This window comes from Promicromonospora noduliphila, from assembly GCF_056951025.1.
This window is the reverse complement of record NZ_CM167806.1, coordinates 4,278,591-4,291,472: the sequence shown is the minus strand read 5'-3', so window position 1 is coordinate 4,291,472 and position 12,882 is coordinate 4,278,591. Positions and strand designations below refer to the sequence as shown.

At 73.0% G+C, this 12,882-nt stretch carries 11 protein-coding genes and 1 tRNA gene; 4 read left to right on the top strand and 8 right to left on the bottom strand.

All coding sequences use genetic code 11. The features are described 5' to 3' along the window. Positions 1 to 114: 114 nt before the first annotated feature. The gene (locus AC0QU1_RS18795) at positions 115 to 1,419 is read right to left on the bottom strand and encodes a serpin family protein (RefSeq protein WP_483571494.1); all 1,305 of its coding nucleotides are present in this window, start codon (positions 1,417 to 1,419) and stop codon (positions 115 to 117) included. Between the two features lie 347 nt (positions 1,420 to 1,766). Here AC0QU1_RS18795 and AC0QU1_RS18790 point away from each other — a divergent pair, with 347 nt between their 5' ends. Together AC0QU1_RS18790 and AC0QU1_RS18785 are read left to right on the top strand one after the other, a co-directional pair. Beyond that, positions 1,767 to 4,196: a Tex family protein gene (locus AC0QU1_RS18790; protein ID WP_483571493.1), complete on the top strand. Its 2,430-nt coding sequence runs from the start codon at positions 1,767 to 1,769 to the stop codon at positions 4,194 to 4,196. A gap of 120 nt (positions 4,197 to 4,316) precedes the next feature. Beyond that, complete coding sequence (locus AC0QU1_RS18785) at positions 4,317 to 5,870, top strand: dihydrolipoyl dehydrogenase family protein (protein ID WP_483571492.1); 1,554 nt, start codon at positions 4,317 to 4,319, stop codon at positions 5,868 to 5,870. Between the two features lie 122 nt (positions 5,871 to 5,992). On the opposite strand, the gene AC0QU1_RS18780 is transcribed toward AC0QU1_RS18785, so the two are convergent. From AC0QU1_RS18780 to AC0QU1_RS18770, 3 genes are all read right to left on the bottom strand, one after another. Continuing rightward, complete coding sequence (locus AC0QU1_RS18780) at positions 5,993 to 7,021, bottom strand: ABC transporter substrate-binding protein (RefSeq protein ID WP_483571491.1); 1,029 nt, start codon at positions 7,019 to 7,021, stop codon at positions 5,993 to 5,995. 143 nt (positions 7,022 to 7,164) lie between these two features. Beyond that, positions 7,165 to 7,845 carry an ABC transporter permease gene (locus tag AC0QU1_RS18775; RefSeq protein ID WP_483571490.1) on the bottom strand — a complete coding sequence of 227 codons (681 nt, stop codon included), beginning with the start codon at positions 7,843 to 7,845 and terminating at the stop codon, positions 7,165 to 7,167. After that, the gene (locus AC0QU1_RS18770) at positions 7,842 to 8,501 is read right to left on the bottom strand and encodes an ABC transporter permease (protein ID WP_483571489.1); all 660 of its coding nucleotides are present in this window, start codon (positions 8,499 to 8,501) and stop codon (positions 7,842 to 7,844) included. The genes AC0QU1_RS18775 and AC0QU1_RS18770 overlap by 4 nt, the downstream gene beginning before the upstream one ends. A gap of 43 nt (positions 8,502 to 8,544) precedes the next feature. Here AC0QU1_RS18770 and AC0QU1_RS18765 point away from each other — a divergent pair, with 43 nt between their 5' ends. Together AC0QU1_RS18765 and AC0QU1_RS18760 are read left to right on the top strand one after the other, a co-directional pair. Continuing rightward, positions 8,545 to 9,645: an ABC transporter ATP-binding protein gene (locus AC0QU1_RS18765; RefSeq protein ID WP_483571488.1), complete on the top strand. Its 1,101-nt coding sequence runs from the start codon at positions 8,545 to 8,547 to the stop codon at positions 9,643 to 9,645. After that, complete coding sequence (locus tag AC0QU1_RS18760) at positions 9,642 to 10,538, top strand: ATP-grasp domain-containing protein (RefSeq protein WP_483571487.1); 897 nt, start codon at positions 9,642 to 9,644, stop codon at positions 10,536 to 10,538. The genes AC0QU1_RS18765 and AC0QU1_RS18760 overlap by 4 nt, the downstream gene beginning before the upstream one ends. Before the next feature lie 83 nt (positions 10,539 to 10,621). On the opposite strand, the gene AC0QU1_RS18755 is transcribed toward AC0QU1_RS18760, so the two are convergent. The 4 genes from AC0QU1_RS18755 to AC0QU1_RS18740 form a co-directional block, all read right to left on the bottom strand. Then, positions 10,622 to 10,697: transfer RNA gene (locus AC0QU1_RS18755), tRNA-His, on the bottom strand. Positions 10,698 to 10,768: 71 nt separating this feature from the next. Beyond that, the gene (gene orn, locus AC0QU1_RS18750; RefSeq protein ID WP_483571486.1) at positions 10,769 to 11,404 is read right to left on the bottom strand and encodes an oligoribonuclease; all 636 of its coding nucleotides are present in this window, start codon (positions 11,402 to 11,404) and stop codon (positions 10,769 to 10,771) included. A 304-nt stretch (positions 11,405 to 11,708) separates the two neighbouring features. Further along, positions 11,709 to 11,858, bottom strand: coding sequence for a hypothetical protein (locus tag AC0QU1_RS18745; RefSeq protein WP_483571485.1), 150 nt, complete (start codon positions 11,856 to 11,858; stop codon positions 11,709 to 11,711). 533 nt (positions 11,859 to 12,391) lie between these two features. Continuing rightward, positions 12,392 to 12,571: a hypothetical protein gene (locus AC0QU1_RS18740; protein WP_483571484.1), complete on the bottom strand. Its 180-nt coding sequence runs from the start codon at positions 12,569 to 12,571 to the stop codon at positions 12,392 to 12,394. Between the last annotated feature and the right edge of the window lie 311 nt (positions 12,572 to 12,882).

The window sequence follows — 12,882 nt, the reverse complement described above, 5'->3', positions numbered from 1 at the left end:
GAAGACGGTTTCGCCCGTTTTGGTGCGCACGCTACTGGCGCTGGATGCCTCGGTCAATGGTCGGCTCACCGGCGGACGGCGCGCTTCGCGTCGCCGGTCGGCGAGCGGGTTCGGTCAGTGCTGCGGGCTGCGCACGGCCGCCAGGAAGAGGGGGAGGCCGGTCTCGGTGTGGGCGATGCGGAGCAGGTACGGGCGGTCGACCGTCATGCGGACCGGGCCGTCGCCCGGCGCCATGCCGCTGGCCTCCATCCCGATCTCGGTGACGGCGGCCGCGACGGTGCCGTCCTCGTCCAGGCTGAGGTAGGCCTGCTGCAGCACCTGGCTCACCTCCAGCGGCTCGGTGGTGGTGATCCCGGACAGGTCCGGGCCGTCGTACAGGCCGCCCAGGCCGGCCTCCTCCAGCGCGGGGGCCAGGTCCAGCGTGGGCGGTTCGAGCTCCAGGGTCGGCATCGCCAGCTCCACGAGCCGCGGCCCCTCGGCGTCGAGGGCCGAGGTGAGGGTGTCCAGCGTCTCGGACGTGACTTCCGCCGGGTCGGTGCCGGCGGGCGGGAGCAGCACGTCCGCGTGGAACGCCCCGGCATACGGCAGCCGGACGGCGGCCCACCCGTCATGGGTTGCGTAGGCCCACGACTCGGTGCCGTGCAGCATCTCGGTGGGCCTGGTGCCGTCGGGGCCGGTGAAGTCCTCGTCGCTGGTCGCGGACTCCTGGAACGGGGTCTCCCAGCGCGCGGCCAGCAGGACCGCGTTCTGCAGCACGAGGCGCAGCAACGGGTCGGGCTCGATGGCCGACTCCTCGATCAGGCCGCCGGTGTGCTCGTTCACCCAGGCGTCCAGGACGCGCTTGCCCGTGTCGCTCGCCAGGTCGGTGCGCTGGACGCCGGCGTCGAAGGAGGTCGCGAGCGCGTCGAGATAGTCCTGCTGTACTTCGAGCTCGTCGTCCAGCACCGCCTGGTTCGCCAGGTGCAGGACCGGCTCGCCGGGGAGCTCGTCGTCCTGCACGACGGCGGGGTCGCCGTCGTGCTCCGCCAGCGCACCCGCCAGGGCGTTGTAGGCAAAGGTGCGGTCCTCGCCGGTCGCGCCGAGCGCGGCGTCCAGGGACGCGGCGGTCTCGCCGCGCGCGCCCTCGGCGAGCAGGGCCAGCGCGAAGCTCAATGACGCGGGAGAGACGAGGGCGTTCGCGTCGGGTTCGGCGGTCGCGCGCAGTGCCAGCAGACCCAGCTCCTCGGTCGCCGCGACGGCGTCGGCGCTCGCGGGTGCGTCGGCGGGCGTGATGATCAGGCGCTCGACGTTCGAGCGCTCCAGGCCTTCGTCCGGGCCGGGCCCGCAGGCGGTCAGGGCGAGGACCGCGGTCACGGCCGCCGCGGCGGGCGCCGTCACGCGGCGGCGGGTGAGGCGGGCGGTTCGACGGCGACGCTGCACGGGTTCTCCTGGGGCGACTGAGCGGGTTCGGGGCGACTGAGCGGGTTCGATCTGCTTGTGTCCCGACAACGGTCGGGCTTGCGAGGAACTCGGGTCGCTGACTTCGGTTGGTTGCATGGCGCAGGCGGCTGACGTCGGTCGGTTGCTCTGAGATCGGTCGTTTGATGGACCGATCTCGGGGCAACGGACCGAAGTCACCCCAGATGCCCGTGCAACTGACCGAAGTCGTGGAGGCCAACCCGGCTGGCGTGGAGCCGCCGTCGGCGGAACGCGTGGATGGAGGCGACAAGTGTCAGTGGCTCCGGGCACAATCTGTCCCGACCTTCTAGGAGTGAGGTAAGGGACAAGTGGCAAGTATCAACCAGCGGATCGCTGAGGAGCTGGGCGTTCGGGAGGGGCAGGTCGCGGCGGCGGTCGACCTGCTCGACGGCGGCGCGACCGTGCCGTTCATCGCCCGCTACCGCAAGGAGGTCACGGGCACGCTCGATGACGCGCAGCTCCGCACGCTCGAGGAGCGGCTGCGGTACCTGCGCGAGCTGGAGGAGCGGCGCGCGGCGATCCTCGCCTCCGTGCAGGAGCAGGGCAAGCTCACGGACGAGCTGCGCGCGCAGATCCTGGCGGCGGAGACCAAGTCGCGGCTGGAGGACATCTACCTCCCGTACAAGCCGAAGCGGCGCACCAAGGCGCAGGTCGCGCGCGAGGCGGGCCTGGAGCCGCTCGCCGATGCGCTGCTGGGCGACCCGTCGCTCGACCCGACGGCGGCGGCCGGCGCGTACGTCGACGCCGACAAGGGCGTGGCCGACGCGGCCGCGGCGCTCGACGGCGCCCGCGCGATCCTCGTGGAGCGCATGGGCGAGGACGCCGACCTGATCGGCACACTGCGCGAGCGGCTGTGGCAGCGCGGGCGCATGCTGTCCGCCGTCCGCGACGGGGCGCAGGACAAGGGCGCCAAGTTCTCGGACTACTTCGAGTTCGCCGAGGCGCTGTCCAGCCTGCCGTCGCACCGCGTGCTCGCCCTGTTCCGGGGCGAGAAGGAGGAGGTGCTGGACCTGACGATCGAGCCGGAGGAGGGCATCGAGGCCGGGGTGCCCACCTCGTACGAGGCCACGATCGCGCACCAGTTCGGCATCGCGAACCAGGGCCGCCCGGCCGACCGCTGGCTCACCGACACGGTCCGCTGGGCCTGGCGCACCAAGATCCTGGTGCACCTCGGCATCGACGTGCGGCTGCGGCTGCGTTCGGAGGCCGAGGACGAGGCGGTGCGCGTCTTCGCGGCCAACCTGCGCGACCTGCTGCTCGCTGCCCCGGCCGGCACCCGGGCCACGATGGGGCTCGACCCGGGTCTGCGCACCGGGGTCAAGGTCGCCGTCGTCGACGCGACCGGCAAGGTCGTCGAGCACGCCACGATCTACCCGCACGCGCCCGCGAACCGCTGGGACGAGTCGCTGGCCGTGCTGGGGCGGCTGGCCCAGAAGCACGGTGTGGACCTCGTGGCGATCGGCAACGGCACGGCGTCGCGCGAGACGGAGCGGCTGGCCGCCGACCTGATGAAGAAGGCGCCGGAGCTGGGGCTGACCAAGGCCGTCGTGTCCGAGGCGGGGGCGTCCGTGTACTCGGCGTCGGCGTACGCCAGCACAGAGCTGCCCGACCTGGACGTGTCCATCCGCGGTGCGGTCTCGATCGCCCGCCGCTTGCAGGACCCGTTGGCCGAGCTCGTGAAGATCGACCCCAAGTCGATCGGCGTGGGCCAGTACCAGCACGACATCACGGAGACCAAGCTGTCGCGCTCGCTGGACGCCGTGGTCGAGGACTGCGTGAACGGCGTAGGCGTGGACCTCAACACCGCCTCGGTGCCGCTGCTGTCGCGGGTCTCTGGCATCACGTCGACGCTCGCGGAGAACATCGTCTCCTACCGCGACGCCAACGGGCCCTACCCGTCGCGTGCGGCGCTGAAGAACGTGCCGCGCCTGGGCCCCAAGGCGTTCGAGCAGTGCGCGGGCTTCCTCAAGGTCACGGGCGGGGACGAGCCGCTGGACGCGTCGTCGGTGCACCCGGAGGCGTACCCGCTGGCGCGGCGCATCGTGACGGCGTCGGGCGCCGACGTGCAGGCGCTCATCGGCAACGGCGGCGCGCTGCGCACGCTGCGTCCCACCGAGTTCGTGGACGAGACGTTCGGCCTGCCCACCGTGACCGACATCTTCGCCGAGCTGGAGAAGCCCGGCCGCGACCCGCGCCCGGCGTTCACCACGGCGTCCTTCGCCGACGGCGTCGAGACGCTGGGCGACCTGGTGCCGGGCATGGTGCTGGAGGGGCAGGTCACGAACGTCGCGGCGTTCGGCGCCTTCGTGGACGTCGGCGTGCACCAGGACGGGCTCGTGCACGTCTCGGCGATGTCCAAGAACTTCGTGAGCGACCCGCGCGAGGTCGTGAAGTCGGGCGACATCGTCAAGGTGAAGGTCATGGACGTGGACCTGCAGCGCAAGCGGATCTCGCTGTCGCTGCGGCTGGACGACGAGGTCGGCGGCGGTCCGGGCGGCCGGGCCGTCGGCGGTTCGCGCTCCGGCGGGCAGGGCGGTGGTCGGGGTGGCGACGGCCAGGGCTCCGGCGGCGGGCAGCGCGGCGGTCGCGAGGGTGGCCGGCAGGGCGGCGAGGGACGCGGCCGGAACGGCCGGGGCCAGGGCGGCGGGCGCGGACAGGGCGGACAGGGCGGCCGCGGCCGCCCAGCGCCCGTGGACACCGCGATGGCCGACGCCCTGCGGCGCGCTGGTCTGGCCTGATCCGGGCGGACGGCGGCGGAGCTGTCAGACCTGCGGGTCTCCGTAGATCTGACAGCTCCGTAAGGTTTTCGACAGGGCGGGCCCCCTGGCGGCCGGGCCGCCGGAGGGTACGTTGACGGCATGAGCCTTTCTGAGGAGTTGTTCGACGTCGTCGTGATCGGTGGCGGGCCGGTCGGCGAGAACGCGGCTGACCGCGCCTCGCGCACCGGCCTCTCCGTCGCCCTGGTCGAGTCCGAGCTCGTGGGCGGTGAGTGCTCGTACTGGGCCTGCATGCCGTCCAAGGTGCTGCTGCGCGCGGGCAGCGTGCGCGCGCTCGCGCGCGACACGCCCGGCCTGAGCGATCCGGGTGCGCCCGACGTCGCCGCCGTGCTGGCCCGGCGCGACGAGATCACCAGCAACTGGGACGACGCCGGGCAGGTCTCCTGGGTCGAGGGCGCGGGCCTGACGCTCGTGCGCGGGCACGGCCGGCTGGCCGGCGAGCGGCTGGTCGAGGTCACGGCGCCGAAGGAGAACCCGGCCGGCGGCTTCGGCGAGGCGGCGGACGCCGAGGACGCGCCGGCGGCGCGGCTCCTGCGCGCCCGGCACGCGGTGATCGTCGCCACCGGCAGCGTCCCGGTGCTGCCGGACACCCCCGGGCTGGCGGAGGCGTCGCCCTGGTCGAGCCGCGAGGCGACGGCGGCGGATGCGATCCCCGAGTCCCTCGTCGTGGTCGGCGGCGGGGTGGTGGGCGTCGAGATGGCGAACGCGTACGCGGACCTCGGCGCACACGTGACCCTGCTGGCCAGGAGCGGCCTGCTGTCCAACGCCGAGCCGTTCGCCGGCGAGATGGTGGCCGACGCGCTGCGCGGGGCCGGCGTCGACGTCCGGACGGGCGTCGAGGCCAGGTCGGTCGAGCGGCCCGGCTCCGGGAACGAGAGCGAGCCCGCCGGCCCCGTGACCGTCACCCTGTCCGACGGCGGAAAGGTCACCGCCGCCGAGATCCTCGTCGCCACGGGCCGCGTGCCGCGCACGGCGGACCTCGGCCTGGAGAGCGTCGGCCTGGACGAGTCCGCGCTCGGTCGCGGTGGCGCGCTCGTCGTCGACGAGTCGCTCCAGGTCACCGGCGTGCCCGGCGGCTGGCTGTACGCGTGCGGCGACGTGACCGGCCGGGCGCCGACCACGCACCAGGGCAAGTACCAGGGCCGCGTCGTCGGCGACGTGGTCGCGGCCCGGTACGGCACCGAGGCGGGCGACCGCACGCCGACCGCCGGGGACCCCGAGCCGCCCGTCGGGCAGGAGGGCAAGCCGTGGTCGCGGTACGCCGCCACGGCCGACCACGCCGCGCGCGTCCAGGTCGTGTTCACGCGGCCGCAGGTGAGCTGGGTGGGGCCCACCGAGCGCGAGGCACGCGCGGCAGGGATCCCGGTGGAGGCCGTGTCCTACGACCTGTCCTGGGTGGCCGGCGCGAGCGTGGACGGGCCCGGCTACACCGGGCGCGCCCAGGTGCTCGTCGACACCCAGCGCCGGGTCCTCGTCGGCGCCACCTTCGTGGGTCCCGACGCCGGGGAGATGCTGCACGCGGCGACGATCGCCGTCGTCGGCGAGGTGCCGCTGGACCGCCTGTGGCACGCGGTCCCCGCGTACCCGACCGTCAGCGAGGTGTGGCTCCGGTTCCTGGAGTCGTACGGTCTGTGAGCCGGCCGGGCTGATCGGCCGGCGAGCCGAGCGGCGCTCCGGCTGCCGGCCGGCTACTCAGCCGGCCGGCAGTCAGTGCGTCCGCCGCGCGGACGCCCGGCGTCCGCCCTACTTCGGCGACGTCATTCCGACGGCGTCAGGGAGCCGTCCGAGCTGAAGACCAGGCCGAGCGTGATCTCGCCCTGCTGCAGCGCCGACTTGGTCAGCGGGCCGCCGGCGTCGAGCGAGCGGAAGTCCGCGAACTCCAGGCCGTAGGTCTCCTCGAGGCCCGGCTGGCAGAACGGGCGCTCCGTGCACTCCGGCGGGCCGCCGAGGACCAGGCCGCCGCAGGCCTCGGCAAGGTCGCTGAGCGTGGTGAGGCTGTGCTCGTCCGCGAAGCCCTTGGTCACGGCGAACGCGTTCTGGTCCTGCGCGGGGGACGGCTCGCCGAACACGAGGCCGACCTCCTCGCCCAGGCCGGTGAGCGCCTCCACCGTGGCGTCGAGGTCGCTGCTGGCGACGGCCTCGGCGTCGGCCCCGTTGACGTCCTTGTTGATGAACTCCGTGAGCGTGCCCACGTACTCGGGGATCACCTGGACCTGCTCGCCGTCCTCCAGCGCGGGCAGGTAGGCCTCGCGGTTGCCGATGGTGGTGACCGACGCCTCGTACCCCGCGGCGTTCAGCACCGTGGCGTAGATGTTGCCGAGCGTCGCGCTCTCCGCGAAGTCGGCGGCGCCGATGGCGATCTGGCCGCTGCCGCTCTGCTCGGGGTTGTCCAGGCCGGCGTCGGCCACGAACTCCTGGGCGACCTCCTCCGAGCTGCGGCGGTCGACGTCCACCGCCTTGTTCAGGCCGATGAGGGTGTCGGTGTCGAGCGCCGCCGACACGGTGTCGAGGAGCGGGATCAGGGTGTCGTCGCCCTCGACCGCCGCCGCGTTGACCGCCGGGATGATGTTGTCGACGGTCTGGAGCTGCTGGTCGTCCTCCAGAACCACGAGCTCGTCGCCGGGGACCGCCTCGCAGGCGGCCATGCTGCCGCCGCCCGTGGAGGTCGTGTCGCTCCCTCCGGCGGAGCCCGGCTCGCCACAGGCGGTCAGGAGAGTGAGGCCGACGACGGCGGCCGCCGCGCCGAGCGCGCGGGGCAGGGACACGTGCGTGCGGGGGAACTTCATCGAATGTCTCCGAACGTGGGATGACGTACAACTGTTCTACGGCTTCGATCGCTCCCATTCGACCCCGGCGCGCGGTCGATGGCAAGGGATAAACCCGCTCGTGAGAATCTCGTTACATTTGCGGCTCGGGCTCGGGCCCGCGCCTAGCCGCCCACCCGCAGCGGGGCCGGGGTGGCCAGGCGCTGCCCGACGGCGAGCACGGCGTCGATCGCGAGGCACAGCGCCGCGACCACCACGCCGCCCGCGAGCACCTCGCCGTACCGCTGCGTGCCCATGCCGAGCGCGATGATCTGCCCCAGACCACCGCCGCCGGCCAGCGCCGCGAGCGGGATCGTGGCGACGACCTGCACGATCGTGGTCCGCAGCCCGGCGGCGACGAGGGTGGTGGCCAGCGGCAGCTCGACCTGCAGCAGGATGCGCCCGCCGCTCATACCCATGCCGCGGGCGGCGTCCCTGGCGTCGGGGTCGGCGCCGCGCACGCCCTCGTAGGTGTTCACCAGCAGCACGGGCACGGCGAAGAACGCGGCGGCGATCACGGTGGCGGTGTTGCCGAACAGCCCGCCCGCGGCGAGCAGCAGGATGATGCCGAGCGTCGGCAGCGCGCGCGAGGCGTTGGTGAGCCACACGACGATGCCTGCGCCCCTGCCGCTGTGCCCCAGCCAGGCGCCGAGCGGGATCGCCACGACGGCGGCCGCCCCGACCGCGACGGCGGTCATGAGCAGGTGCTCGCCGGCCAGCTCCAGCACGCCGCCGGGCTCGGTCCAGGTCAGGGGGTCGTTGAGCCACACGAGGGCCTCTTGGACGACGCCGTTCGGGGCACTCATGCGCTCCTCCTGCGCAGCCAGGGGGTCAGGGCTCTGCCGGCCGCCCAGAGGGCGAGGTCCAGCACGAGGGCGAGCAGGATGGTCGCGAGCGTCGCGGCCATGATCTCGGCCCGGTAGAAGTTGTTGCGGAAGCCCTGGAACATGAGCTGCCCCAGCCCGCCGTACCCGACCACCACGCCGACCGTCACGAGCGCGACGGTGGACACGGTGGCCAGCCGCAGTCCGGCCACGATGCTCGGCAGCGCGCTCGGCATGGCCACCTGGACGAGCATCCGGCCGGGCCCGTAGCCCAGGCCTCTGGCCGCGTCCAGGACGGCGGGGTCCACGGTGGCGAGCCCGGCCACGGTGTTGCGCAGGATGATGAGCAGCGCGTAGACCACCAGGCCCACCAGCACGGGCGTGCGGCCGATGCCGAGCAGCGGCGCCAGGATCGCGAACAGTGCGAGGGACGGCACCGTGTACAAGACGGCGGCCGTGCCGAGCACGGGCCCGGACAGCCACCGGGACCGGGAGATCAGCGCTCCCAGCGGCACGGCGATGGCCGCGGAGATCGCGACGGCCTCGATGGTGAGCCCCGCGTGCTCGACCGTGCGCTCCCACAGCAGGGGCGCGTTGTCGACCACGTAGGACCAGGAGAACCACGGGTTGCCGGGCATGCCTACGACCGTACCGTGCCGGTGACCGGGTAGGTTCGACGACATGGCTGCCCGCACTGTGATCGAGCTGGACACCGTCCGCAAGGCGTACGGGGACGGAACCGTCGCCGTCGAAGGACTGAGCCTCGCCGTCCGCGAGCACGAGGTGCTCGCGCTCGTCGGCCCGTCGGGCTGTGGCAAGTCCACCACGCTGCGCATGGTGAACCGCCTCGTCGAGCCGACGTCGGGCCGCATCCTGCTCGACGGCGAGGACGTCACGGCCGCAGACCCCGTGGCACTGCGCCGCCGTATCGGGTACGTGATCCAGAACGTGGGGCTGTTCCCGCACCGGACCGTCGAGGCGAACGTTGCGACGGTCCCCGGCCTGCTGGGCTGGGACCGCAGGCGCACGCGGGCCCGGGTGGCCGAGCTGCTCGACCTCGTGGGCCTGCCCGCCGCGACCTACGCGAAGCGGTACCCGCACGAGCTGTCCGGCGGCGAGCGGCAGCGCGTCGGCGTGGCGCGCGCCCTGGCGACCGACCCGCCGGTCATGCTCATGGACGAGCCGTTCGGCGCCGTCGACCCGGAGTTCCGGCGTCACCTGCAGACGGAGTTCGCCCAGATCCAGCGCGAGACCGGGACCACGGTGATCCTCGTCACGCACGACATCGACGAGGCGGCACGGCTGGGCGACCGGATCGCCGTCCTGTCCCGCGGCGGCAAGCTCGAGCAGGTGGCGAGCCCGCTGGCCGTGCTCGCCCATCCGGCGTCGGACCGGGTGCGGGACTTCATCGGCGACGGCTCCGCGTCGCGCATGCTGGCGCTCGCGCGCGTGCAGGCCGCCGACCTTGAGGGCGTCGACCGGATCGTCGAGCCCGCGCCGCCGCCCGTGCGGCTGGGTGCCCGCCTGACCGACGCGTTCGAGGCCGTCGCGGCGCTGCCCGGCTCGGCCATGGGACGGGTGCCGGTCGTGGGGGAGACGGACGACCTCATCGGCTCGCTCACGGCGGAGGGCATCCTCGGCGCGCTCCGCCGGGCCGCCGACGCCTCGGTGGCGGACGCTCCGGCCGATGCCCTGGACGCCGACGTCCGGCTGGCCGATGCCCCGGCGGACGCGGTGGCGGACGCCGCGCCGGCGGATCGTCCGGATAGTCTCGGCGGGTGACCAACGCACGTGTAGCCCTCGCGACCTGCTCCCAGCTTCCCGACCTCGACACGGACGACGTGCCGCTGATCGCCGCCCTGGCCGAGCGCGGCGTGACGGCCGAACCCGCCGTGTGGGACGACCCGGCCGTCGACTGGCAGGCCTACGACCTCGTGCTGGTCCGCTCCACCTGGGACTACTCGCCGCGGCACGACGAGTTCCTCGCGTGGGCGCGCTCCCTGCCCAAGGTGGCCAACTCCGTCGACGTCATCGAGTGGAACACCGACAAGCGGTACCTGCGGGACCTCGAGGCCGCCGGGATCCCCGTGATCCCGACCATCTGGCTCGACCCGGAGCGGCACCTGTCCAAGCGCGCCGTGCACACCCGCATGCCCGCGTTCGGCGACTTCGTGGTCAAGCCCGTCGTCAGCGCAGGCGCCAGGGACACCGGCCGCTACCAGCCCGTGTCCGCCGAGTCCCGCGGCCTCGCCATCGCGCACGCCACCCGCCTGCTCGACGACGGCCGCTGGGTCATGATCCAGCCCTACGTCACCTCCGTGGACACGGCCGGCGAGACCTGCCTCGTCTTCGTCGACGGCGAGCTCACGCACGCCGTCCGGAAGAACGCGCTGCTCACCGGCCCGGCCAAGGAGTCGAGCGAGCTGTACGCCGTGGAGGAGATGATGTCCGTCGAGGCAACGCCCGCCCAGGTCGAGACGGCGCGGCGGGCGCTCGCGGTGGCCCGCGAGGTGACCGGCTCCGACCTCACCTACGCGCGCGTCGACCTCGTCTCGGGCGACGACGACGTGCCCATGGTCATCGAGCTGGAGCTCACCGAGCCGTCGCTGTGGATGAAGTACGGCACGGGCGTCGAGGGCAAGCTCGCGGATGCGGTGCTGAAGCTGGTGGGCTGAGCCCCGCACCGCCGTCAGGCAGCATGCCGGCCGCCGTCGGCCGTGCAAAAGGGCCCCTCGCCTGTGCGAGGGGCCCTTGCGTATGGGGTGAGCGACGGGACTTGAACCCGCGGCCCTCGCGACCACAACGCGATGCTCTACCAGCTGAGCTACGCCCACCATGTGCGCCGATCGCGGACCGGCGGCCGTCGAAAAGCATACATGGTCGGCGGCCCCGGACCGAACTGAATCTACGGTGCGAGCTGCTTCGTGACGGACGTCTCGGCCACGCGCTCCGCCGCGGCGCGGGCCGTCGCGGTGTCCGGGCCGGGCTGCGCGGGGAACAGGACCTCGCGGTAGTAGCGCAGCTCGTCGATCGACTCGAGGATGTCGGCCAGCGCGCGGTGGCCGCCGTCCTTCTTCGGGGAGGCGAAGTAGACGCGCGGGTACCAGCGCCGGGCGAGCTCCTTGATCGACGACACGTCGATGATCCGGTAGTGCAGGTGCTGCACCAGCTCGGGCATGTGCAGGTCGAGGAACGACTTGTCCGTGCCGACGGAGTTGCCGGCCAGGGGCGCCTTGCCGGGCTCAGGCACCCACTCGCGGACGTACGCGAGGACCTGGTCCCGCGCCTCGGGGAGGGTCAGGCCGTGGTCGAGCGCCTCGAGCAGGCCGGAGGTGGTGTGCATGGCGCGCACGAAGTCGTTCATCTGCGCCAGCGCCTCGGCGGGCGGCTTCACGAGGACGTCGACACCGGTGCCGAGGACGTTGAGGTCGGAGTCCGTGACGATGGCCGCGACCTCGACGAGCGCATCGACGCGCAGGTCCAGGCCGGTCATCTCGCAGTCGATCCAGACGATGCGCTCGTTGGGATGGGGAAGGCTCACGCCGCTCAGCCTATTCCGTCCGAGGTCGAAGGGTTGCGCGGGGCATCTGTGGGAGGGCGTGGTCGGCAGTCTGGAGGGCCGGTTCTCGGACGGTCGGCAGTCTCCTGAGCCCGGTTCCGGACGGTCGGCAGTTGGCATCGAGATCGGTCCAGGCCTGAGCCGATCTCGATGCCAACTGCCGACTTCATGGGCGGGCTGCCGAACTCAGCACGCCCCCGAAGGCATGGGAAGGCCCTCCCGCGGAGCGATCGGAGGTCGTCAGAGGAGGGCCAGGAGGGCCGGCTGGGCGGGCCGGGGCAGGGGGTCAGATCAGGCGGAAACGCTTGGTGCGCTTGGTGGTGTGGCGCTCGGCGCGCTCACGCAGGGCGCGCTCCTGAGCACCGGCGACCTCCGCGCGGCGCGCGATCTCCGCGACCTGGGCGCGGCCGATGTAGTAGGCGGTCTGGGCGTGCATGTCCGGGGTCCTTCCAGGGGTGGGGAGAGGGTGACGGGACGAGGCGTACCGGCCGGATCGCGGCTCGGGATCCTCGTGTTTCCGTTGTGTTACATGATTCCTGATTACGGAAATCCCGCGCAAGGCGGACAGGGCGTGATCTTGGGCACGCTTGTGCACGTCAGCGGCCATGTTGGGGGGCGGAGGTTCAGGGACGAAGCGAGGGCCCGCGGGCCCAGCGGAAAAACGGGGCTCAGGAGCCGAGCGGAGGGCCGGGGCTCAGGAGCCGAGCGGAGAAGCGGAGCTCAGGAGCCGAGCGGAGAGCCGGGGCTCAGGAACCGAGCGGAGAGCCGGGACTCGGGAACCGAGCGGAGAGCCGGGGCTCAGGAGCCCAGCGGCGAAGCAGGGCTCACCACCGGACTCAGGAGCTCAGCGGGCGAAGCGAGGTTCACTGGCCGCACAGCGAAGCAGAGCGTGTGCGGGACACACGCTCTGCTTCGGGGACGGCGAGGGCGCCGGGATGCCGGACGGGGTTCCGGCGGGCGCCGTACGGATCATGCGGACCGCGCGCGCAGGGCGGGCGCCTGTGCGCGGCTGTCGTTCCGGTGTGCGGCGCGGGCCTCGGCCTTGCGTCGCTTCTGCTCCTCGCGGAGCGTGCGCCGACGCCGGTTCTCCTCGGCGTCGCGGAGGCGCTCCCGGTGAAGGGACTGCGCCAGGTCGTACTCGGTATGCACGTGAGTGCCTTTCGTGACGCTGGATCGTCGGTCTCCCGACATGGGGTCTGGCCGGACCCCGTCCACCGCCCGGCATGGGACCGGACGGACGTCACCGCGGTGTGCCTTGAGCCTCCCAGGTAACACCCGTGTTACGCACGTCATTTTCCGCCCGGCAGATCTTGCCCGACGGCGGTGCGCCTTCCGCCCGACGGCGGTGCGCCCGCGGCTCGGAGGAACTTCCGTCGCGGAGGTGTGTTGCTCTGCGTTGTAGTTGTCTACGCGGGGCAACACACCTCCGCGAGGCGAGTTCTCCCTCGGCCAGTGGGGCG